The organism is Paraburkholderia sp. FW306-02-B, assembly GCF_058782725.1.
The window spans coordinates 112,826-134,198 of sequence record NZ_JBYSXZ010000001.1 but is presented as its reverse complement, the minus strand read 5'-3'; the positions used below and the strand labels follow the sequence as shown (position 1 = coordinate 134,198).

General features: G+C 62.2%; 18 protein-coding genes and 1 tRNA gene. 6 read left to right on the top strand and 13 right to left on the bottom strand.

The features are described 5' to 3' along the window. Positions 1-115 precede the first annotated feature (115 nt). Together fmt and def are read right to left on the bottom strand one after the other, a co-directional pair. Positions 116-1,102: a methionyl-tRNA formyltransferase gene (fmt, locus tag AC3WOG_RS00550; RefSeq protein WP_492576141.1), complete on the bottom strand. Its 987-nt coding sequence runs from the start codon at positions 1,100-1,102 to the stop codon at positions 116-118. Between the two features lie 31 nt (positions 1,103-1,133). Further along, the gene (def, locus tag AC3WOG_RS00545; protein WP_492576140.1) at positions 1,134-1,637 is read right to left on the bottom strand and encodes a peptide deformylase; all 504 of its coding nucleotides are present in this window, start codon (positions 1,635-1,637) and stop codon (positions 1,134-1,136) included. A gap of 242 nt (positions 1,638-1,879) precedes the next feature. Between def and dprA the strand changes: the two genes are divergently transcribed. The 3 genes from dprA to AC3WOG_RS00530 all read left to right on the top strand — a co-directional run bounded on the left by dprA (position 1,880) and on the right by AC3WOG_RS00530 (position 6,443). Then, entirely contained in the window at positions 1,880-3,061 is a 1,182-nt protein-coding gene (gene dprA / locus AC3WOG_RS00540; protein WP_492576139.1) for a DNA-processing protein DprA, read from the top strand. 89 nt (positions 3,062-3,150) lie between these two features. Then, positions 3,151-3,528 (top strand): thioredoxin family protein, encoded by a 378-nt coding sequence (locus AC3WOG_RS00535; protein WP_341313689.1) that lies wholly within the window; start codon positions 3,151-3,153, stop codon positions 3,526-3,528. A 251-nt stretch (positions 3,529-3,779) separates the two neighbouring features. Then, the gene (locus AC3WOG_RS00530; RefSeq protein ID WP_492576138.1) at positions 3,780-6,443 is read left to right on the top strand and encodes a DNA topoisomerase III; all 2,664 of its coding nucleotides are present in this window, start codon (positions 3,780-3,782) and stop codon (positions 6,441-6,443) included. 159 nt (positions 6,444-6,602) lie between these two features. Here AC3WOG_RS00530 and AC3WOG_RS00525 read toward each other — a convergent pair whose 3' ends face one another. Further along, on the bottom strand, positions 6,603-7,703 hold the full coding sequence (locus AC3WOG_RS00525; RefSeq protein ID WP_492576137.1) for a LysR family transcriptional regulator: 1,101 nt from the start codon (positions 7,701-7,703) through the stop codon (positions 6,603-6,605). A gap of 49 nt (positions 7,704-7,752) precedes the next feature. Between AC3WOG_RS00525 and AC3WOG_RS00520 the strand changes: the two genes are divergently transcribed. Beyond that, positions 7,753-7,950, top strand: coding sequence for a hypothetical protein (locus tag AC3WOG_RS00520; RefSeq protein WP_492576136.1), 198 nt, complete (start codon positions 7,753-7,755; stop codon positions 7,948-7,950). Between the two features lie 84 nt (positions 7,951-8,034). Here the strand turns inward: AC3WOG_RS00520 and AC3WOG_RS00515 are convergent, their stop codons facing one another. After that, positions 8,035-9,891, bottom strand: a complete 1,857-nt coding sequence (locus AC3WOG_RS00515; RefSeq protein ID WP_492576135.1) for a phosphoenolpyruvate carboxykinase (GTP) — start codon at positions 9,889-9,891, stop codon at positions 8,035-8,037. Between the two features lie 383 nt (positions 9,892-10,274). Here AC3WOG_RS00515 and AC3WOG_RS00510 point away from each other — a divergent pair, with 383 nt between their 5' ends. Beyond that, on the top strand, positions 10,275-11,288 hold the full coding sequence (locus tag AC3WOG_RS00510) for a D-2-hydroxyacid dehydrogenase family protein (RefSeq protein WP_492576134.1): 1,014 nt from the start codon (positions 10,275-10,277) through the stop codon (positions 11,286-11,288). A gap of 70 nt (positions 11,289-11,358) precedes the next feature. Here the strand turns inward: AC3WOG_RS00510 and AC3WOG_RS00505 are convergent, their stop codons facing one another. Both AC3WOG_RS00505 and AC3WOG_RS00500 read right to left on the bottom strand, forming a co-directional pair. Further along, the gene (locus tag AC3WOG_RS00505; RefSeq protein ID WP_492576133.1) at positions 11,359-12,234 is read right to left on the bottom strand and encodes a patatin-like phospholipase family protein; all 876 of its coding nucleotides are present in this window, start codon (positions 12,232-12,234) and stop codon (positions 11,359-11,361) included. Between the two features lie 39 nt (positions 12,235-12,273). Beyond that, positions 12,274-12,678 (bottom strand): PaaI family thioesterase, encoded by a 405-nt coding sequence (locus tag AC3WOG_RS00500; protein WP_492576132.1) that lies wholly within the window; start codon positions 12,676-12,678, stop codon positions 12,274-12,276. A gap of 200 nt (positions 12,679-12,878) precedes the next feature. Here AC3WOG_RS00500 and AC3WOG_RS00495 point away from each other — a divergent pair. Continuing rightward, a tRNA-Lys gene (locus tag AC3WOG_RS00495) sits at positions 12,879-12,954 on the top strand. Between the two features lie 112 nt (positions 12,955-13,066). Here the strand turns inward: AC3WOG_RS00495 and AC3WOG_RS00490 are convergent. The 7 genes from AC3WOG_RS00490 to AC3WOG_RS00460 are packed head-to-tail and all read right to left on the bottom strand — an operon-like array spanning position 13,067 to position 20,905. After that, complete coding sequence (locus AC3WOG_RS00490) at positions 13,067-13,819, bottom strand: inositol monophosphatase family protein (protein ID WP_492576131.1); 753 nt, start codon at positions 13,817-13,819, stop codon at positions 13,067-13,069. Positions 13,820-13,840: 21 nt separating this feature from the next. Beyond that, positions 13,841-14,800, bottom strand: coding sequence for a LacI family DNA-binding transcriptional regulator (locus tag AC3WOG_RS00485; RefSeq protein WP_492576130.1), 960 nt, complete (start codon positions 14,798-14,800; stop codon positions 13,841-13,843). 19 nt (positions 14,801-14,819) lie between these two features. Continuing rightward, positions 14,820-16,340, bottom strand: a complete 1,521-nt coding sequence (locus tag AC3WOG_RS00480; RefSeq protein WP_492576129.1) for a glycerophosphodiester phosphodiesterase — start codon at positions 16,338-16,340, stop codon at positions 14,820-14,822. Continuing rightward, positions 16,330-17,388, bottom strand: coding sequence for an ABC transporter ATP-binding protein (locus AC3WOG_RS00475; RefSeq protein ID WP_492576128.1), 1,059 nt, complete (start codon positions 17,386-17,388; stop codon positions 16,330-16,332). The genes AC3WOG_RS00480 and AC3WOG_RS00475 overlap by 11 nt, the downstream gene beginning before the upstream one ends. Beyond that, a complete protein-coding gene (locus AC3WOG_RS00470) occupies positions 17,385-18,218 on the bottom strand; it encodes a carbohydrate ABC transporter permease (protein ID WP_492576127.1) in 834 nt (277 codons plus the stop codon). Before AC3WOG_RS00470 ends, AC3WOG_RS00475 begins: the two co-directional genes overlap by 4 nt. A gap of 9 nt (positions 18,219-18,227) precedes the next feature. Continuing rightward, positions 18,228-19,640: a carbohydrate ABC transporter permease gene (locus tag AC3WOG_RS00465; protein ID WP_492576126.1), complete on the bottom strand. Its 1,413-nt coding sequence runs from the start codon at positions 19,638-19,640 to the stop codon at positions 18,228-18,230. After that, the gene (locus AC3WOG_RS00460; protein ID WP_492576125.1) at positions 19,547-20,905 is read right to left on the bottom strand and encodes an ABC transporter substrate-binding protein; all 1,359 of its coding nucleotides are present in this window, start codon (positions 20,903-20,905) and stop codon (positions 19,547-19,549) included. The genes AC3WOG_RS00465 and AC3WOG_RS00460 overlap by 94 nt, the downstream gene beginning before the upstream one ends. Positions 20,906-21,373 lie beyond the last annotated feature (468 nt).

Below are 21,373 nucleotides of genomic sequence, written 5' to 3'. Positions count from 1 at the left end.
GGAATCCTCGAAAACTGGGCCGTTGCATGGAGGATTCTAACGCGCCGCAGGGCTGCGGCGAGGGTGTTGAACATCGGCCGAACGGACAATGTTCAGGACATGTTAACGGCTGCTGTTATTGTGCTTCGGGAAGCTGGAAACGCTGCCCTGCGGCCAGCGTCGCGCCGGCCAGGAATTCGCGCACCGGCAAGCGCTTGCCGCCGGGTTTCTGCAATTGCGTGAGACGCAACGCGCCGTCTCCGCAGGCCACCACCACGCCTTCGGGCGAAACATCGGCGATCGTGCCGGGCGCGCTGTTGCCTTGCGCCTCTACGGGAACCGCCGCCCAGATCTTGACTGACGTGCCGTCGTCCAGCGTGGCCACGCCGCCGGGAAACGGGTCGAACGCGCGCACCTGGCGCGCGAGCACGTCGGCCGACTTGCGCCAGTCGAGCGCGGCTTCATGTTTGCCGATCTTTTCCGCGTACGTCGCGCCTTCGGCCGGCTGCGGGGTCGCCGGCAGCCGGCCGTTGCGCTCGATTTCGATCAGCGCGTCGACGATCAGCTTCGCGCCGTCTTGCGCAAGCCGGTCGTGCAAGGTGGCCGTGGTGTCGTCTTCGGAGATCGACGCGCGCACTTCGGAGATTATCGCGCCGGTGTCGAGGCCGACATCCATTTGCATCAGCGTGATGCCGGTTTCCGCGTCGCCCGCTTCGATCGCCCGATGGATCGGCGCGGCGCCGCGCCAGCGCGGCAACAGCGACGCGTGAATGTTGATGCAGCCATACGGAGGAATATCCAGCACTTCCTGCGGCAGGATCAGGCCATAAGCGGCCACCACCATCACGTCGTGCGGCGTAGCGCGCAGCAGGTCGATGGCGGCGGCGGCTTCGACCGGATATTTGCCGGCGCGGCGCAGCGAAGGCGGCTGCGCGACGGCGAGCCCATGCTCCTGCGCATAGCGCTTGACCGGGCTCGCCTGCAATTTCATCCCGCGTCCGGCGGGCCGGTCGGGCTGGGTCAGCACGAGCGGCACCGGAAAACCGGCGCTGTGGATCGCGGCCAGCGCGGCCGCGGCGAACTCCGGCGTACCGGCAAAGATGACGCGCAACGAATGACTCATGAACGAGGGAAGTAGGCGAGGTGGACGCGCATTACATCGCGTGGGCGAGCTTCTTCATCTTGCTCCTGATACGCGTCTGCTTCAGCGACGACAGGTACTCGACGAACACGCGGCCCATCAGGTGATCCATTTCGTGCTGGATGCAGACCGCGAGCAGCCCCTCGCAGTCCATCTCGAAGGTTTCGCCCTTCTCGTTCAGCGCCCGCACGCGCACCTTCTCGGCGCGCTCGACGTTGTCGTAAATGCCCGGCACCGAAAGACAGCCTTCTTCCGAAAACTTCCTCTCGTCGCTCGACCAGATGATTTCCGGGTTGATGAAGGCCAGCAGTTCGTCGTGCGCGTCCGACACGTCGATCACGACCACGCGCTCGTGCACGTCCACCTGGGTCGCGGCGAGCCCGACGCCGGGCGCGGCGTACATCGTTTCGGCCATGTCGGCGACGAGGCGGCGGATGCGGTCGTTGACCGCTTCGACCGGCTTCGCGATCTTGTGCAGCCGTTTGTCCGGGTAATTGATGATGTTCAGTAAAGCCATGATCTTGAAGATGATTTTAGGCGCCGCTGACCGGTGGAAGGTTCGCGTTGGCCATTCGGCCAGGTTGTGAGCCCGTCGCGTTACGCAGAGGATAGATGGTGTCGAACCGTTTCGATTCAACGCGCTACTTGCGCTAGACAACGAGCCCGCGCGGGTGGGCGCGGCGCTGCAGTTATTTCGGATGATGAAAATTCTAGCATGGCGCCCGCCTGCCCGCTGGCCCTGTACGAGGATCGACCGCAATGCACACCTTGCCCGCAACGGATATTGAACTCGCCGCCTGGCTGCGGCTGTCGCTCGCGCCGGGGCTGAGACCCGCCGCGCTGCGCTTACTTCTGAGCGCGTTTGGACTGCCGGAGGCGATCTTTGACCAATCGCCCGAGGTGCTCGCCGGCGTCGCCGGCGAGGCTGCGGCGCGCGCCGTGCGGGCTCCGGCCAGTCCCGAATTTGAAGCGCAGCTCGCTGCGGTGATTGCGTGGCGCGAGCAGCCCGGCAACCATCTGGTCGCGCTCGACGATCCCGCCTACCCGCCAACGCTGCTGACCATGCCCGATCCGCCACCGCTGCTATATATAAAGGGCCGGCTGGATCTGCTGCATACGAGGGCGATCGCCGTGGTGGGCAGCCGCAGCGCCACGCCGCAAGGCGCCGAGGACGCGGTGCGTTTTGCGCGTGAGCTTTCAGCGGCGGGCGTGACGATCGTGTCGGGGCTGGCGCTCGGCATCGACGGCGCCGCGCATCGCGGCGGTCTGGAAGGCCCCGGCGGCACGGTAGCGGTCATCGGCACCGGCGCGGACCTCGTGTACCCATCGGCGCATCACGCCCTGGCTCGGCAGATCGCGATGCAAGGGGCGATTGTCTCGGAATGGCCGCTCGGCACGCCTGCGCGTGCCGCCAATTTTCCGCAGCGTAACCGGCTGATCGCCGGCCTCGTTAGCGGCGTTCTGATCGTCGAGGCAGCAATGCGCTCAGGCTCGCTGATCACCGCGCGGCTCGCCAATGAAATGGGGCGCGATATCTTTGCGTTGCCGGGGTCGGTCCATGCGCCGCTATCGCGTGGCTGTCATCGGATGATCAAGCAAGGTGCCAAGCTGGTCGAAACGCCCGATGAGGTGCTTGAGGAACTCGGCTTCGCCAAGCCGTCGGCGGGTCCGTCCGCTTGCGCATCGCCAGTGCTGCGGGATGGTGAGGCTCGGACGGATTCGGCACCGGCGGCGGCATCAGCAGCAGCCTCGTCAGCGATCACCGCAGAAGGTCAGCGACTGCTCGCCGCGCTCGGCCACGCGCCAACCACACTTGAAATTCTTGCCATCCGCACCGAGATGGAGGGCGCAGTATTACAAAACACGCTGCTGCAACTCGAACTCGCTGGCCAACTGACCGTCCTGCCGGGCGGCCGCTTCATGCGGACAAGCCACGGCTAACCCTGCATTGACCAAGGTTGACCACGACTCGCGATCGTCCATGCTACATTCGCGCCAAAGCACCTGACAAAAGTACGCAAGGAACCACCATGCCCGCGCTGAATCTCGACACCGACCAAGACCGGATCGCCGAGCGCGTCAACGAACCCGAGACGCTGTTCGTTGCCTGCCTGTGCGCGGAGTGGTGCGGAACCTGCCGTGACTATCGGGAAGCTTTCGACCGGCTGGCGGACAAGCACCCGGACATCTGTTTCGCATGGATCGACATCGAAACCCACGCTGACCGCTTCGACGATCTGGACGTCGAGAATTTCCCGACCATCCTGATCGAGGACTCGGTAACGACACGTTTTTTTGGCACGGTTTTACCGCAGGCTGCGATTGTCGAGCGGATGCTGGCCGACCTGACGGCCGTGCCCGGCATCAGCGGGGCGCCCAAACTGCGGCCCGCGCTGGCGGTCGCCTGAAGCATAGCTGCCAGCCGCGCAGCCTTGCGGCACAGGCGTTGCGGGCCGTGCGCAGCGCACTTGCCAGCGCTTCCTCAAGCGCTGGGCACACCATTATGACGGTCCGCTTTTTTATGGCACTTGACGCGCCGCTCTCGCGCCGTGTGCTATAAAGCGGTCGTTATTGGGTCGCAAAGGTCACAAACGAGGGTCGCGCTAAAGAAAGCGCACTCAAGGCCACCAACCCGGATCTACCAACCTCACATCGAGTCATGTCCAAAGCACTGATCATCGCCGAAAAGCCTTCCGTCGCGAACGACATCGCGCGCGCTTTGGGCGGCTTTACCAAGCATGACGAATACTACGAAAGCGACGACTACGTCCTTTCCTCGGCAGTCGGCCATCTGCTGGAAATCGCCGCGCCCGAAGATTATGAAGTCAAGCGCGGCAAGTGGAGTTTCGCCAATCTGCCCGTCATTCCGCCGCATTTTGACCTCAACCCTATCGCAAAAAGCGAGTCGCGCCTGAAGGTGCTGACCAAGCTGCTCAAGCGCAAAGACGTCGACCGGCTCATCAACGCATGTGACGCGGGGCGCGAGGGCGAGCTGATTTTCCGCCTGATCGCGCAGCACGCAAAAGCCAGGCAACCGGTTCAACGCCTGTGGCTGCAATCCATGACGGCGGGCGCCATTCGCGACGGCTTTGCCCGTCTGCGCAGCGACGAAGAAATGCAGCCGCTCGCCGATGCGGCGCGCTGCCGCTCGGAAGCGGACTGGCTGGTCGGCATCAACGGCACGCGCGCGATGACCGCGTTCAACAGCAAGGGCGGCGGTTTCTTCCTGACCACGGTCGGGCGGGTGCAGACGCCGACGCTGTCGATCGTCGTCGAGCGTGAAGAGAAAATTCGCCGCTTCGTGCCGCGCGATTACTGGGAAGTGAAGGCGGAGTTCGTCTGCGCAGCCGGCTTCTATGAAGGCCGCTGGTTCGATCCGAAATTCAAGCGCGACGAGTTCGATCCGGAAAAACGCGACTCGCGTCTGTGGGCGCTGCCCGCCGCCGAAACGATCGTCGCCGCCTGCCGCGGGCAGATCGGCACAGTAACCGAAGAATCGAAGCCGTCCACACAACTGTCGCCGGCGCTGTTCGACCTGACCAGCCTGCAGCGCGAGGCCAACGGCCGCTTCGGCTTCTCGGCCAAAAACACGCTCGGTCTCGCTCAGGCGCTGTACGAAAAGCACAAGGTGCTGACCTATCCCCGGACCGACGCACGCGCGTTGCCGGAAGACTATATGGATACGGTCAAGCAAACGCTCGGCATGCTCAAGGAGAGCAACAACTATCTGCCGTTTGCCAAGCAAGTGCTCGACAAGGGCTGGGTGAAGCCGAACAAGCGCATCTTCGATAATTCGAAGATCAGCGATCACTTTGCAATCATCCCGACGCTGCAGGCGCCGAAGAATCTGTCCGAACCGGAACAGAAGCTCTACGACCTGGTCGTGAAGCGCTTCCTGTCTGTGTTCTTCCCGGCCGCTGAATATCGGGTGACGACGCGGATCACGGAAGTGGTCGGCCATCATTTCAAGACTGAAGGCAAGGTGCTGGTCGAACCGGGCTGGTTGCAGATCTACGGCCGTGAAATCAGCGGCGAAGACGCGAACCTTGTGCCGGTACAAAAGGGTGAGAAGGTCAAGACCGACAAGATCGCCGCGCAGCAACTGGTGACGAAACCACCCGCACGCTACAACGAAGCGACCTTGCTGTCGGCAATGGAAGGCGCGGGCAAGCTCGTCGAGGACGACGAGCTGCGCGAAGCCATGGCGGCCAAGGGTCTGGGCACGCCGGCCACGCGCGCCGCCATCATCGAAGGGCTGCTCGGTGAAAAGTATCTGATTCGCGAGGGCCGCGATCTGATTCCGACCGCCAAGGCGTTTCAGCTGATGACGCTGTTGCGCGGCCTCGGCGTGAAGGAATTGACCGCGCCGGAGCTGACCGGCGAGTGGGAATACAAGCTCTCGCAAATGGAGCGCGGCAACCTGCCGCGCGACGCATTCATGCAGGAAATCGCGCGCATGACGCAGACCATCGTCAAGCGCGCGAAGGAATACGATTCCGACACGATCCCCGGCGATTACGCGACGTTGCAGACGCCGTGTCCGAATTGCGGCGGTCAGGTGAAGGAAAACTACCGGCGCTTTGCGTGCTCGAAGTGCGAGTTTTCGATTTCGAAAATTCCGGGCGGACGTCAGTTCGAAATTCCGGAAGTCGAAGAGTTGTTGCAGAACAAGACGATCGGACCGCTTTCCGGTTTCCGCAGCAAGATGGGCCGGCCGTTCTCGGCAATCCTGAAGCTCTCGCTCGACGACGAGATCAAGAACTACAAGCTCGAGTTCGACTTCGGCCAGGATTCGGGCGGCGAAGACGGCGAACCGCCTGATTTCTCCGACCAGCAGCCGGTCGGCGCATGCCCGAAATGCAAAGGGCGCGTGTTCGAGCACGGCATGAGCTATGTCTGCGAGAACTCGGTCGCGAGTCCGAAGACGTGCGACTTCCGCTCGGGCAAGGTGATCTTGCAGCAGGAAATCGCCCGCGAGCAGATGGCGAAACTATTGGAAGAAGGACGTACCGACCTGCTGACGAATTTCAAATCGTCGCGCACCGGCCGTAACTTCAAGGCGTTCCTCGTCAAGCAGAACGACGGCAAGATTGGCTTCGAATTCGAGAAGAAGGAGCCGTCGGCGAAAACCGCCGCGAAGACTGCGGCGGCGAAGTCGGCAACCAAGGCGGCGCCGGAGCCGGATGACGAAGAAGCGGCAGTCGCTGTGAAGGCGGCGCCAGCGGCCAAAAAGGCGGCAGCGAAGAAAGCACCCGCCACCAAGACCGCGGCAGCCAAGAAGGCGCCCGCTAAAAAAGCAGTAGCGCGCAAGACCGGCTCGTAATTGGAGCCGGCGGCCAGGAGGTAACTCGCGTCCGGCCAGCTTCGCGCTTGCGATAAAAAAGGCGCAGTCACATGAAGTGACTGCGCCTTTTTATTTGCCTACCAGACTGCACTTACCACCGTGCTCCCCGGCTAGTACGTGAGCTCACCTCAGCTCAGTTCACAGCCGCGACAAAGCCGTCGGCCGCGAGCGATTCGATGTCTTCGCCAAGGTCTTCGGCACGGGCGACAACTCGCTGTCGAGGAGATGTGACAGCGGCTCAGCGCCGTCGAACGCTTCCGGCGGGGTGATCTCGGCGGAATCCAAAGCGGCCGCCGTGGCAGGCCGCACAAGGCCGTCCTTGATCCACTGCTCGCCGAGCAGACTGTTCGGCGTCTGGCTGAAATGCTCGACCAGGTGATCGATGAACGTGCGCACCTTCGCCGGCAAGTGGCGGCGGCTCGGATACGCAATGTTGATCTCCACCTGCGGCAAACGGTAATCGCCGAGCAGACGCACGAGCCTGCCGCGCGTCATGTCGCGCCCGATCAGATAGCTCGGCAGAATCGCGATGCCCATGCCGAGCAGCGCAAACTGCCGCAGCATTTCCGTGTTGTTCGCCACGATCACGTTCGACGGACGCACCCGCACCTCGCCTTCCGGCCCCGTGAACACGCGCTCGTCGCCCCAATACTCGGACGGCAAGCTCAGGCACGGGTGCTCGAGCAGGTGCTCAGGACGCGTGGGCGTGCCGTGCTTTTCCAGATACGCCGGCGTCGCGCACACCGTCATGCAACCAGTGGTCAAACGCCGCGTGACAATGCTCGCGCTGCGCATCTGCCGCGCGATAACGACGCCGACGTCGAAACCTTCTTCGACCAGATCGACCTGCCGATCCACCAGCGTGACGTCGGGAATGACTTTCGGATAACGCTCCGCATAGGTCTGGAGCACCGGCGCCAAGTTATGCAACCCGAACACGACCGGCGCGACGATTCGCAACGTGCCGACGGGTTCGTGATTTCGCGCGACCACCATCTGCTCGACGTCTTCCAATTCGTCGAGAATCTGGCGCGCACGCTCAAGATAAACTTGGCCTGATTCGGTCAGCGACAAGCTGCGGGTTGTGCGATTGAGCAGCCGCGTACCAAGGCGGCCTTCGAGATCGGCAACGTGGCGGGTCGCGACTGCGTTGGAAATATCCATCGCGCTTGCAGCGCGGGCAAAACTGCCGAGATCCGCCACTTTGACGAATACTCGCATCGACTGCAAATGATCCATAGGACTACTCCTGCCGTGTTACAGCTTCCTGAAAAGCAGTGAAGCGAACTTGGAATTCTCCTACGACTCGCGAAATCGTGCAGAAGTTGCCCATCAAAGCGGAAATTTTGTCGATATTTGTGCCACTGTGTTCCCCAGCGTGGAGCATGAACGCTCATTGTTCCCGAAAAAGAAACAATCTGCTGCACTGCAGCTTGCACTGTCTTTTTTGTTCGAACAGATGCAACGGTCGCGCGGGCGTTGCTGAATCAGCAAAAGTGTTCGGGGGTCGAATCAGAAAACAAAAAACCGCCCGAAGGCGGCTTTCTGTTCGAAGTGAATACTCACCTGATCAGACGGCGAGTTTTCCTTCCAGGGCTGCTTTAGCCTGAGTCAGAGCCGGTGGCAACCCTTGCTGCAGTGTGTCAAACAACTCGGCATGCAGAGCAAGTTCGTCGCGCCAGGCAGCGGCGTCCACCGAGATCACCTGCTGGAATTGTTCGCGGCTGAAATCGAGCCCGCTCCAATCGATGTCTTCATAGCGCGGCGACACGCCAAATGCGTGTTCCTCGCCTTGCGCCGAGCCTTCAATGCGGCCAACCATCCAGCTCAACACACGCATATTCTCGCCGAAACCCGGCCAGACGAACTTGCCGTCCGCGCCCTTGCGGAACCAGTTCACGCAGAAGATTTTCGGCAGCTTCGCGTTCGATTTCTCGAGGCGCTCACCGGTTTTGAGCCAGTGACCGAAGTAGTCGCTCATGTTGTAGCCGCAGAACGGCAGCATGGCGAACGGGTCGCGGCGCACCACGCCCTGCTGGCCAGCGGCAGCGGCGGTCGTTTCCGAGCCCATGGTCGCGGCCATGTAGACGCCTTCGATCCAGTTACGCGCCTCGGTGACGAGCGGCACCGTGGTTGAACGGCGGCCACCGAAGATGAACGCGTCGATCGCGACGCCCGCCGGGTTCTCCCACTCAGCATCGATCGACGGACATTGCGATGCCGGCGCCGTGAAGCGCGCGTTCGGGTGCGCCGCCTTGCGGCCGCTTTCCCTGGCGATCGCCGGCGTCCAGTCCTTGCGCTGCCAGTCGATCAGGTGTGCGGGCGGCTCGTCGGTCATGCCTTCCCACCAGACATCGCCGTCGTCGGTCAGCGCAACGTTCGTGAAGATGACGTTTTCCTTCAGCGTGGCCATTGCATTGAAGTTGGTCTTCTCGCTGGTGCCCGGCGCGACGCCGAAATAGCCCGCTTCCGGATTCATTGCGTACAGACGGCCGTCTTTGCCCGGCTTGATCCACGCAATATCGTCACCGATTGTCGAGATTTTCCAGCCGTTCAGGCCTTCCGGCGGAATCAGCATCGCGAAGTTGGTCTTGCCGCAGGCCGACGGAAACGCGGCGGCGACGTGGTGCTTGCGCCCTTCCGGCGACGTCACGCCGAGAATCAGCATGTGTTCGGCGAGCCAGCCTTCGTCGCGGCCCATGGTCGACGCAATGCGCAGCGCAAAGCACTTCTTGCCGAGCAGCGCATTGCCGCCGTAGCCTGAACCGTAGCTCCAGATTTCGCGCGATTCGGGGAAGTGAACAATGTATTTGGTGTCGTTGCACGGCCACGGCACGTCTTTAGCACCCGTAGCGAGCGGCGCGCCGACCGAATGCACGCACGGCACAAACTCGCCGTCCGCACCCAGCACGTCGCACACGTTGCGGCCCATGCGCGTCATGACGCGCATGTTGGCCACCACGTACGGGCTGTCGCTCAACTCGACGCCGATGTGCGCGATCGGCGAACCGAGCGGCCCCATCGAGAACGGCACCACGTACATCGTGCGGCCGCGCATCGCGCCGTCGAACAGGCCGTCGAGCGTCGAGCGCATTTCGGCCGGGGCAATCCAGTTGTTGGTTGGCCCGGCGTCTTCACGACGCTGCGAGCAGATGAAGGTGCGGTCTTCAACACGAGCCACGTCCGACGGATCGGACCACGCCAGATACGAATTCGGACGTTTGACGGGATCGAGTTTCCTGAGGGTGCCGGCTTCGACCATCCGCGCGCACAGGCGGTCGTACTCCTCCTGCGAACCGTCGCACCAGACAACCTGATCGGGCTTGGTCAACGCCGCGACGCGCTCGACCCACTCGATCAGTTTTCGGTGTTTAACCCATGCGGGCACTGCGAAGGTGGGCTGTCCTTCGAATGAGGGATGATTCATCGACCTGTCTCCGTTTTGATAGCAATAGAAAAACGGTGCAAGCCCAGCGACGCTGCATGCGAGAGGCGTTCAATCCATTACGTCGGCATTCCTACGACTCGACGCGCAATTCGATTGTGCAGGTCATCGTGGGCTACACACAGCCCGTTGCGCGGAGGCATCCGCCGACAGCCTTCTGAAACCGTCTGTAAAGCGGCTTGCCTCAACACACAACAAACTGTTAAAAACGATGTCAATCGGCTTTGCCGTGGTGCTGCCGTTCTTCGCGGCAGCTTCTACGGTAAAGCATCCATCCAGACCAACGTGTGACCTAGGTCACATGGTGGGACAGCCAGCATAACACTCCGTTCCGCACCGCCATGGTGCGCCGCAAGACACATACCATGAAGATTGCCATCCTCGACGATTACCAGGACGCCGTTCGCAAGCTCGACTGCTTTCAATTGCTGGCCGACCATGAGGTCAAGGTTTTCAACAACACTGTCCGTGGTTTGGGCCAGCTGGCGAGCCGTCTTTCCGAAGTCGACGCGCTGGTCCTGATTCGCGAACGTACCCGCATCAACTCGCAACTGCTCGACAAGTTGCCGCGTTTGCGCATGATCAGCCAAACCGGCAAGGTGTCGAGCCACATCGACCTGCCGGCGTGTACCGAGCGCGGCATTGCGGTGCTGGAAGGCAGCGGCTCGCCGTTCGCGCCGGCCGAATTGACGTGGGCACTCATCATGGCTGCCCAACGGCGGATTCCGCAATACGTAGCAAACCTTAAGCAAGGGGCCTGGCAACAGTCGGGGTTGAAGACGTCGGCACTGCCGCCGAACTTCGGTTTGGGCCAGGTGTTGCGCGGCCAGACGCTGGGGATTTGGGGTTACGGCAAGATCGGGCGGCTGGTTGCCGGATACGGCAAGGCGTTCGGCATGAACGTGCTGATCTGGGGCCGCGAACATTCGCGCGAAGCGGCGCGCATCGACGGCTTCGGCGTCGCCGAAAGCCGCGAAGCGCTGTTCGAGCAGAGCGATGTGCTGTCGCTGCACCTGCGTTTGCATGACGACACGCGCGGCATCGTCAAGCAGGAAGATCTGATGCGGATGAAGCCGACCGCGTTGCTCGTGAACACGAGCCGGGCCGAACTGCTCGACGAAAACGCGCTGGTGAGCGCGCTGTCGCACAACCGTCCGGGGATGGTCGCGATCGATGTCTACGAAAGCGAGCCGATTCTGCAGGGCTACAGCCTGCTGCGGATGGAAAACGTGATCTGCACGCCGCACATCGGCTACGTCGAGCGCGAGAGCTACGAGTTGTATTTCACCGCGGCGTTCAAGAACATTCTGGCTTTCGACGCCGGCGATACGGCCAGCGTGGCGAATCCGGAAGCGTTGCAGGGCGGCCGGCGGCGTTAAGCGTGGCCCACGCCTCGCGCGCGCGGCGTTGCAACGAAACGGAAGCGAAGCGAAACCGCGCCGCCGCTGCTCAGCGCGCTTCGTGCGCGGCGGCTTCCCACAGATCGGGCACGCGTTCCAGAAAGGTCTCGCCGTCGGCGCGGCCGAGGTTATACGCGTGCACCATCTGCGAAGGGCTCGTGTAATCCCAGCTTGAAATCGGTACCTTGCGCGACGGCTGCACATAGAGCCGTTGCTGCACGCCATGCGGCACGACGAACATCTGCGGACGCGGATAGAGACGCGTGACCATCACCAGCACGTTGCCTGGCGCGTCGGCATCGAGCGCGCCGACCGGCACGTTATCGACCATCCCGCCATCCAGCACCGGCCGGCCGTTGCGCCGCAGAACCGGCGTGAACGGCGGCGTACTCGACGATTGCAGGATCAGATCCGCGAGGTCCTCGACAGTCGCGCAATCCTGCGCGCGCACGAATTCCGGATGGAAGCCGAGCGTCTGACCGAGCGTCGGATGCAGTGTCTTGCGCACGTACTTTTCGATGTTGTACGCGATCAGCCCCGCGGCGACCGCGCTGCGCGCGCCGAGCCAGCGCGGCAGATGCGACACGCCGATGCGGATTTCCGGCGCCTGTGCGAGCGTCGAGAACTTGTCGCCATAGATATCGAGCAGCGCCTGCCGGTAGATGCGGTAATGCGGAAACACCGATTCGCCGCGCAGCAGGTTGCCCCAGTACGCGTTGCGGGTGTTGTGGCGCAGCGCGTCCTGGTAATAGCGCATCACCCAGTCGGAATCGCGCGTGTAGAGCATGCACGCGGTGGCGGCGCCGGCCGAAATGCCGGTGATGACGCGCGGACGGATATGCAATTCCGGCCGCACGACGTCCCAGAATCCTGCCTGCCACCAGCAGCGATTGCCGCCACCAGCGAATACGACCTGATCGAACATCTTGGCTGTTTCCTCTAATGCGGCTCTTGCGGGTTCGACTCAGTCGAGCAGCGCGTAGGTCGTGGTGGCGTGGACGGCCATGTTGCCGGTTTCATCGAACAACTCGACTTCGCCGAACACCAGATTACGGCCCATGCGCAACACGCGCGCGGTAATCAGCACATCGCCTTTACGGACCGCGCGCATGAAACTGATATTGAGAGAGACCGTGCTCATCGGCTTGAAGCCGCCGAGCGCGGCTGAAATCGCGACGATCATCGCCGTGTCGGCGGCCGCCATGAACACCTGACCGCAGATCACGCCACCCGAATGACGCAGTTCGCCGGAAAACGGCAGGCGCAGCGTCGCGCTCTCTTCGTCGACCTTGACCGGAGTGAGCGTAAGCGTGCGCACCCATGGCGCCAAGATGCGGTCGAGCAGCTCGATAATCGCTTTGTCATCCATGTCTGTCCCCGGTCGATCGCCGCGCGACGCTTCGCGCGGCATGGTGTCGCGACATGATACCGGGGCGATGAGCTCAACGTCTTTCTGGCGAGGACCGGTCTGCTGGGCGTACCCGCGGCGACCATCACAAATATTTTTAAGAAAGTTGCTAAGGGGACTTGGCAATCTCGGAAAGTTACTGCATAATTTCGCTTCTCTTTGGGGCGTTAGCTCAGTTGGTAGAGCAGCGGACTCTTAATCCGTAGGTCGAGTGTTCGAGTCACTCACGCCCCACCAAAGTATTTAAAAGTAAAAGGCTCCCGAGCAATCGGGAGCTTTTTTTTCGCCCCGCAAAACCGCGCATGCTCCGCAAACGGTTTAACGCGACCACCGCTTCACTCGAAAGAATTTACGGCAGCAAATCCACCAGCCCCGGCAGCCCTGCGCGAATCGCGTAGCCGTTATCAACCGGCTTCAGGTCCGACCGCAGCCCGGCCTCGCGCACGATCACCACGCCGGCCATCACATCCCAGGCGTTGATATGCGCCTCGACGTAGCCATCGAACCGGCCTGCCGCGACATACGCAAGACCGAGCGCAGCCGACCCGAGACGACGATGCTCGATGCCCTTCAGGTAAAGCTGTTCGATGGTACTCAGGTACGTCGACAACGCCGTACGCGCCGAATAGCCGATATTCACAAGCCCTGCTCCGGCCTGCAGCTTGCGGCCTTGCAGACGAGCCCCGTTCAGGTAAGCGCCTTCGCCCTTGCAGGCATGAAACAGCTCGTCGTTGACCGGATCGAAAATCACACCGAGCACCGGCTCGCCGGCGACAACGTAGGCAATCGACACGCACCAGTGCCGGTGCTGGCGCAGATAGTTGCTGGTCCCATCGATCGGATCAACGATCCACATGCCGGCCTGGCCCTCGGTAAGTCCGGTTTCCTCGCCAAGAAACCCGTCTTCTGGAAACTGCGTGGTCAGCACGTCACGGATCAGCCGCTCGGTTGCCCGGTCAGCCTCGCTGACGAAGTCCTGCGGCCCCTTCTCGACGATTACGAGATCGTCGCGCTTCAGTCGTTCCTGAAACGACAGCGCGAGCGCACCGGCGTCCCGCGCAAGCTGCCTGGCCACCGCCAGGCGCTGATGTAATGAATCCATGGATAACGTTCGGAGAGTGGGTCACTGGCGCACGATCAGTTGCACGTCGATCGTCTCGGTCTGCGCGTCGCGCTCCGGGTGATCGATGCGCCGTTTTAGCAGACCGACGGCGGCATCCGCCAACTCGCGCGTCGATTGCCGGACCGTGGTGAGCTGGTAGCCGAGCCAGCTGGCCTGGGGAATGTCGTCGAAGCCCGCGATGTGCAGTTTCCGGAACCGCGCGGCGCTCAGCTTCTGCCGGAGATGGTCGATCAGTCCGAGCGCAAGGTAATCGTTGGCACAGAACACGCCATCCGGCAGGGCCTCGGCCTCGAGCAGTTCGCGTGCCGCCATGCCGCCGCCCTGGTAGTGATGCCGAGGCACGTGGACCCGCGAGGTCCGCATGCCCAGCGCCGCGGCCTGCTTCACGAACAGCCGCTCACGCGTCTGGATGCTGTAGGAACCATCTTCCGCAGCAACAACCGCAACATGCCGGCAGTCGGCTTGACGGAAGAAATCCGCGAGCAGTGAGATGCCCTTCGCGTTGTCGCATAACACACGGTCGACCATGGGAGGCTGATCCGCCTTGTTGATCAGAACCACCGGCACCTCGTGGCGAATGCACCTCCGGTAGATCTCGGCGGGCGGTGTATCGGACGTGATGATGACGCCCGATACCGCATAGCGCATCAGCATGTCGATCACCTGCGCACTGTCGCGGCCTTCCGCGGTCGGGATCAGCAACGGGCGGAACTGCTGCTCGAGCAGTGCCTCGCTGAGGTCCTTCAGTTGCTGGGCGCGAAACGGGTTGTCGATATCGGCCACCACCAGGCCAACCAGATCGGAACGCTGCATGTTCAGGCCACGCGCGAGATGGTTCACGCGATAGCCGAGCGTATCCGCCGCCTTGAGCACCTTCCGCCGCGTTTCCTCCGATACGTAGCCGCTATTGGAAAAGGTCCGCGACACCGCGGAACGGGAAACCCCCGCCGCTTCCGCCACTTCCTGGGCTGTTACCTGTTTAAGCATCCGTATTCGTACCCGTATTCGTGTCTGCGGTCCGGCCCGCTTCGCTCTGCAGCCAGGCTGCATAGGCGCGGCTGAACACGAACGGATCGTCAATATTCACCATATCGGGCTTCAGCGCAATCAGCGTCCGGGCATCGTCGGGGACTTCCGAGAAGAAGCGCACCATAATCCGTGCGCCCGCCGCGCGCGCGCGTGCGAATTCCGACAGATCGTCGATACGGTAATCGTATTCGATGACATACGGCTTTCCGGCTGCCAGCAGCGCGTCGAGGCTCGGGAAATCCTGGCGGCGGCGCATCGTGCGCGCCTGCGGATAGCCCGCCTGGATCCGGTCGATCACGGCGCTGTCTTCGCACCAGAAAAAGCAGTACGTCCATGCATCGTGCGCCGCCACTTCTTCCATGACCCGGCGCACTTCCGCCGCCTTGATTTCGACGAAGAGTCCGCCACGGTGCTTCGCAAGGGAGAGGTAATCGCCGAGCGTGCTCACGACCTCGCCCGCATAACGTGCATGGAACCACGAACCCGCGTCGCAGTGCGTCAGTTCTTCCTGGGTGCGGTTGGCCACCGGGCCGTCAAGGTTCGTCGTGCGTGCGAGCGTGTCGTCATGGATCACGACCAGCTTCCCGTCCGAACTCGTGCGCACATCGAGCTCAACCCGCTGCGCGCCCATCCGATACGCGAGTGCCGCACCGGCCAGCGTGTTCTCGGGCGCAACGGTATTTGCGCCGCGATGGCAGACGATCTCGATCGGATTGTCCTCGCGCGGGCGGTACCCACTGATCATTTCCGGCAGATCGCTGCAGATCGCCAGGATCGGCAATTTGCGGAGCGCGGCAATCTCGCGCTCACGCTCTTCGTGCCAGGCGACGATCGGCAGGTCGCGCCTGCCCGCCTCGGCCATCAGTTCGTCCGTCAGCAGTTCGTGCGGCGTATCCGACGCGCGCTCCCAGCACAGGTGGATCAAATCGGCCCCTGCGGCTTCCGCCAGCGCAAACGGATTCGCCCCGACCGGCACCAGCACCGACAGCGGATACGGGCATGCCGCCTCGGCCAGTTCGGCCACCTGCGCGATATCGAATGAGCCGAGCACGGCACGGTCGAACCGCATGGCCTCGAGCAGTGCGACGACCTTGGGCCCGCTGCCCTTCGCCTTCAGTTCGACATACAGGCCGCAACCGGTACGCTGCGCAAGCTCGATCACTTCGCGCACGCTCGGCACGGGCTCGCCGTTATTCAGCTTGTATTTGCGCAGTTGGTCGAATGTGAATTGCGCGATTTCGACATCGACGCCCGCATGCTTGAGCAGATTGGCATCATGACTCACCACGCAGATGCCATCGGCAGTGAGATGGACATCGATCTCCCACATGTCGGCGTTCAGGTGCGCGGCGAGCGCGAAGGCTTCGAGCGTATTCTCGAGTCGGTGGCCGCTTGCGCCACGATGGGCGACACAGAGCGGCTCTGGGCGAGCCAACGCGGCGATGGCCTGGCGGACGTGTTCACGCGACATGCAGACGGTCTCCGAGTGCATCGAAAAACAGGATGTCGTTCGCTTCGATATGCCACTGCACCGCTTCACCCGCCTTCAGCACCGGCCCGCCGGATTGCAGCGTGCGAATGATGTCGCCATTGGCCAGTTGCAGGTCGTACAGGATCTCGCGCCCCTGATGCTCGACAAAACTCACGGTCGCGGGATTCCCGCCCCCGGATACGAGCGTCACGTGCTCGGGACGCAACCCGGCACGCGCGGGACCCTGCGCCACCGCGCGCGTCCCGCCAAGCGCGATCCGCGCGCCGCCGCTCACGAACTGCTGCGCATCCACACTGCCGCCGATAAACGAGATGGGCGGATTGCCGAGAAAGCCGGCCACGAATTCGGTGCGCGGATTGCGATACATTTGTACCGGCGTATCGACCTGCACGATCCGGCCATGCTGCATGATTGCGATGCGATCGCACATGCTCATCGCCTCGACCTGGTCGTGCGTAACGAGAATCGCAGTGATGCCCGATTCCCGCTGGATGCGGCGGATCTCCGCGCGCATGGCCATGCGCAGGCTCGCGTCGAGGTTGGCGAGTGGTTCGTCCATCAGCAGCACATCCGGACGGCGGATAATCGCCCGCGCGAGCGACGCGCGCTGCTGCTGGCCGCCCGACAGTTCGGCGGGTTTGCGGTGCAGCAGCGAGTCGATCCGCACGAGTGCAGCGATCTCGGCCACCTTGCGTTTGATCTCGCGGGGCGGTTCGCCGCGCACCTTTAGCGGAAAGCCGACGTTCTGCTCGACAGTCATGTGCGGATACAGCGCATAGGACTGGAAGGTCACGCCCACATTGCGTGTCTGCGGTGGTTCCTGCGTCACATCGCGTCCGCCGATCAGGATCTGCCCCTCGTCGGCGCGATGGATGCCGCTGACCGCGAACAGCGTGGTGGACTTGCCGCAACCCGACGGGCCGAGCAGCGCGATCATCTCGCCCTGCGCGATATCGACGTTGAGATTGTCGATGACGAGGGTTTCGCCAAAGCGCTTGGTGAGATTGAGAATCCGGATGCCGCTCATCCCTTGTTCCCCCCGCTATACATGTTCATGAGCTGCTTCTGGAATACGATGAAAAGAATCATGACCGGCGCGGCATAGAACAGTCCCACTGCCTTGAAGGTGGCCATGTCGTAGTTGTTGTCGTCAGCGATCAGGCCGGCGAGATAGACGGACAGCACCTGGGCATGATTGCCCGGCGCCAGCACCTGCGGCAGCAGATACTCGCTCCAACCTGCCAGGAACGAGAATATCGCGAGCGGCAGCAGCGCCGGCCGCACCAGCGGCAGTACGATCTCACGCCAGACGCGGAAACGGCTTGCCCCATCCTGGATGGCGGCCATTTCGATTTCCCAGGGTACGTTGTCGTAGAAACCCTTGAGGATCCAGATGCCGAACGGCAGTTCGAGCGAAGCCTTGCAGAGAATCACGCCCGGCAGCGTGTCATAGAGCCCGATGTACTGCAGGATCAGAAACGTCGCGATCAGCAGCGTGACGGTCGGAAACGCATGCAGCACCATCACGCCGCCAAGGAAGAAGCCACGCAACGGGATATCCATGCGCGACAGCGTGTAGGCTGCCGCCGACGAGATAACGACTACCAGCAAGGTGGTCGTGCTCGCAAACAGCAACGTGTTCAGCGTGACCGTCCAGATGTTTGGACGGCCCGGCAGGTCCTGCCACAGGAAATGCCAGTGCGCGAGCGTGAACGCGTGCGGCAGCCACTCGCCCGCACGCGTGTCGGTGAACGTATCGACCAGCAGGTACACATACATCAGCACGAGCGGCACACTCGCCAAACCAAGCAGAATGGTGACCACAGGCAGCAGCACGTTCGATGGTTTATTGCTCATCGTCCGCTCCTAGATTTCAATGCGTGGCCGAACCACGAGCTTCGTGAAGCCAAACAACTTCAGATAGAGGCAGGACAGCACCAGGCCGATGCCGACCAGCACCATCGCGAGTGCCGCGCCATAGCCGTACTGCAGGTTGCCCGCATAGTTGTGCAGCGCGACGTGGAAGGCGCTCAGCGCCCAGACTTCGGTCGAGCCGCCGGGACCACCGTCGGTCGCGAGCAGAATATATTCAAACGAGGTCAGCAGCGACAACGTCTGGTAGCACGTGACAAACAGCAGCGGCCAGCGCAGTTGCGGCAACACGATATAGCGGATCTGCTGCCAGCGGCTCGCACCGTCCACGTCGCTCGCCCAGAAATGGCTCTTGGGAATGGCGGCCAGTGCTGATGAAAAGATCAGCATGCCCATCGAGGCACCCACCACACCATTGATCAGGAACACGAATATCCAGGCATTCGTGGCGGAATCGAGCATCCAGTTGCGCGCCGGTACGCCGAAAGCCGACATCACCATCGAGATGAAACCGGTGTCCCAGGCCAGCCACTTCCACAGCAGCACATACAGCACAGAAGGCGTGATGCGCGGCAACAGCCAGATCGCGCGCAGACCGCCCGACAGCCGGGCCGGCAAGTAGTGCGTTGCAAGCGCGAGCACGAGCGCAAAGCCGATATTGAACAGGCTGAGCGTACCGAACACGTAGAACAGCGTGTTGCCGAGCACTTTCCAGGTGCCGGGCGAAGACACCATCCGCGCATAGTTGCCGACAGTCACGGTCCAGCCTGTATAGCTGGCCTTGACCACGGCCTGCTGCTGTTCGGGCGTCAGGGATTGCCCAGCGACGGACACCGCAGCGAGCAGACTGCCAGCACTGTCGTACTTGCCGCCGCCCGCGGACTGCAGGAACGCGTCAGCATCGCGCTTGAGCACGAACACCTCGTCCGGCCGCCCCGGAAGCACGCGCAACGCGGTCACGAGATCATCGCGCTGCCCGTAGCTGCGGCTCATGAGTTGTGCGGCAATCGCATCGACAAAAGCACTGGGCGCACCATTGGCCTTGAGTCTATCGATGCCGTGCGCATCGACCCTGTATCCGACCTGCCCAAGACGGATGGCCAGGTCAGGTTGGTTGAACTCATTCGACAGGCGGGACAGGGCCACGGGAGTCAACTGGTACGTCCCGCGGCCAATCCCGGTGGCCGTGCTCATGTCCGTCATCGAGAACACTGCTGTCATCACGACCGGCAGCAGGAAGAAGAGCGACAAGAGAACCAGGGCCGGCGCGAGCATCGCCGGCCCCAGGGTGCGCGACCGATTTAGCACGCTCATTACCGGACTTCGACCTTGCTGGCGAAGCTGCTGGCACGCACTTCCTTCTCGGCGTCGGCAGCGGCTTCTTCCGGCGACTTCGAACCCGTCCATGCGGCCTCGAGACCCTTCCAGTAGATATTCCACAGATTGCCGAGGTCACTGTCGTTCGGCATCGCGTACGCGTACGGCATCAGTCGCTCCGTGGCTTCGGCAGACCAGCGGTCGGCGCGGTAGGCTTCGACGTTCTTCTCCTCCGGGCTGATGCCGAGGTGCGCCGACTTGAGCGCATGCAGCGCATTGATGCGCGGCTCGGAAGCGATTTCGATCAGCTTGGCTTCGATCGCCTTCTGCTTGTCGCTGCCCTGTTTCGTGATCAGATACACGAGCGGGTGCGTGAGGGTATTCGCCTTGCCGGTCTTGTCGCCTGCCGGGATCATCGAGTAGTCGACGTTACCAAAGAAATCCTTCAGGCCCTCCTTGCCCGTGTAGCGCACATAATGCCAGGTGCCGCCCTGCCAGAACACCGCCTTGCCTGCCGCCACCTCGTGATACCACTGGTCCCACGGCGTGCCGATCATGTTCTTGCGAGTCACGCCCATCTTCACTGCGTCAGCAAAGAACTGATAGGTCTTGCGGATCGCCTGCTTGTCGAACACGAGCTTGCCGGTCTTCGGATTCTGCATCTGGCCGCCGAAGCTCACGTAGTACTGCCAGTAGTCAGGGCCGGCCGACGGACGCGGATAGAAACCGTAGCCCGGCGCAACGAGACCCTTGTCCTGTGCCTTCTTCGCATCGGCGAGCATGTCGTAGAGCGTGTATTCGCCGGACTTGATCTTGCCCGGCAGCGCATCGATCTGCTTGTCGCTATAGCCGATCGCGCGCAGGCTGCTCCTCCACATGAACATCGTGCGGGCTTCCGCGTCCTGCGGCACGCCATACAGCTTGCCGTTGTACGAGGCAACCTTCATCAGGTTCGGGTAAATGCCCTTGATCGACGGGGCCGAGGTCTCCAGGTAATCCTCGATCGGCACGATGATGCCCGACTGCGACCACGGTGCGATGTCTTCATGGCCAGTCACCACAATGTTCGGTGCGTTGCCCGATTCGGCCGACAGCGTGACTGCCTGCTTGAAGCTGTCCCAGTCGGAATAGCTGCGCTTTTCCACCGTGATCTTCAGATGCTCGCCCTTCGCGACGGCCTGCTTCATCAGCACGTCGGCGGCCATTTCGATCGCGTCGGTACGATAGGTGTCGTTCGGGCCCGAGCCGCCGGCCACCACCGAGATCGTGTAGTCCGCAGCCAGTGCGTGGCCTGCGAAAGTCAGCCCGGCAACCATCAGGCTGCACCTGAAAATCCGCTTCGTCGATTTGCTCATTTCCCTGCCCCTTCAACCATGTTCGAGATCACCCCGGCACATTCGGCATCGCCCCGGACCGATGTGCACACGTGTGCATGTCCGGCATTATTCTGACGTTCCGTGAAAGATTTGTGATGGGCGGTCAGGTTTTTTCCGTTTGCTCCGAAGCACCTAGGCGACGTCCCGGCAGGTATGTCTTTGATGAGCGATCACGCGACTGCCGCAACAGCGTGTTCCCGAATTAAAACAATCCTTCACATCGCTTCCGGTGAATGCCCGGAAATTCCCTGGTTTTCGCGCTATTTCCCGAAGATTCATGTCATGAGGAATGCGACTCATCCGAGATTTCTGCGCCACTGTCACACACGCTTCATCGATTGACGTAAGACTGCGAACCGTTTCGAATCAGGATCACCTGAAGGCACCGTGTCGACAGGTCGCAGAAAGGGGGGCAAACCGCCTCCAATTTTTCCAGCTGTTGTGCAC

Bases quoted from the DNA above. Each gene is read 5' to 3' on its own strand.
- fmt (WP_492576141.1), bottom strand. From the start codon at position 1,102: ATGAGTCATTCGTTGCGCGTCATCTTTGCCGGTACGCCGGAGTTCGCC.
- def (WP_492576140.1), bottom strand. From the start codon at position 1,637: ATGGCTTTACTGAACATCATCAATTACCCGGACAAACGGCTGCACAAG.
- dprA (WP_492576139.1), top strand. From the start codon at position 1,880: ATGCACACCTTGCCCGCAACGGATATTGAACTCGCCGCCTGGCTGCGG.
- AC3WOG_RS00535 (WP_341313689.1), top strand. From the start codon at position 3,151: ATGCCCGCGCTGAATCTCGACACCGACCAAGACCGGATCGCCGAGCGC.
- AC3WOG_RS00530 (WP_492576138.1), top strand. From the start codon at position 3,780: ATGTCCAAAGCACTGATCATCGCCGAAAAGCCTTCCGTCGCGAACGAC.
- AC3WOG_RS00525 (WP_492576137.1), bottom strand. From the start codon at position 7,703: ATGGATCATTTGCAGTCGATGCGAGTATTCGTCAAAGTGGCGGATCTC.
- AC3WOG_RS00515 (WP_492576135.1), bottom strand. From the start codon at position 9,891: ATGAATCATCCCTCATTCGAAGGACAGCCCACCTTCGCAGTGCCCGCA.
- AC3WOG_RS00510 (WP_492576134.1), top strand. From the start codon at position 10,275: ATGAAGATTGCCATCCTCGACGATTACCAGGACGCCGTTCGCAAGCTC.
- AC3WOG_RS00505 (WP_492576133.1), bottom strand. From the start codon at position 12,234: ATGTTCGATCAGGTCGTATTCGCTGGTGGCGGCAATCGCTGCTGGTGG.
- AC3WOG_RS00500 (WP_492576132.1), bottom strand. From the start codon at position 12,678: ATGGATGACAAAGCGATTATCGAGCTGCTCGACCGCATCTTGGCGCCA.
- AC3WOG_RS00490 (WP_492576131.1), bottom strand. From the start codon at position 13,819: ATGGATTCATTACATCAGCGCCTGGCGGTGGCCAGGCAGCTTGCGCGG.
- AC3WOG_RS00480 (WP_492576129.1), bottom strand. From the start codon at position 16,340: ATGTCGCGTGAACACGTCCGCCAGGCCATCGCCGCGTTGGCTCGCCCA.
- AC3WOG_RS00475 (WP_492576128.1), bottom strand. From the start codon at position 17,388: ATGAGCGGCATCCGGATTCTCAATCTCACCAAGCGCTTTGGCGAAACC.
- AC3WOG_RS00470 (WP_492576127.1), bottom strand. From the start codon at position 18,218: ATGAGCAATAAACCATCGAACGTGCTGCTGCCTGTGGTCACCATTCTG.
- AC3WOG_RS00465 (WP_492576126.1), bottom strand. From the start codon at position 19,640: ATGGACGGGTTCGAAGTCGCCGGAAGAAGCCGCTGCCGACGCCGAGAA.
- AC3WOG_RS00460 (WP_492576125.1), bottom strand. From the start codon at position 20,905: ATGAGCAAATCGACGAAGCGGATTTTCAGGTGCAGCCTGATGGTTGCC.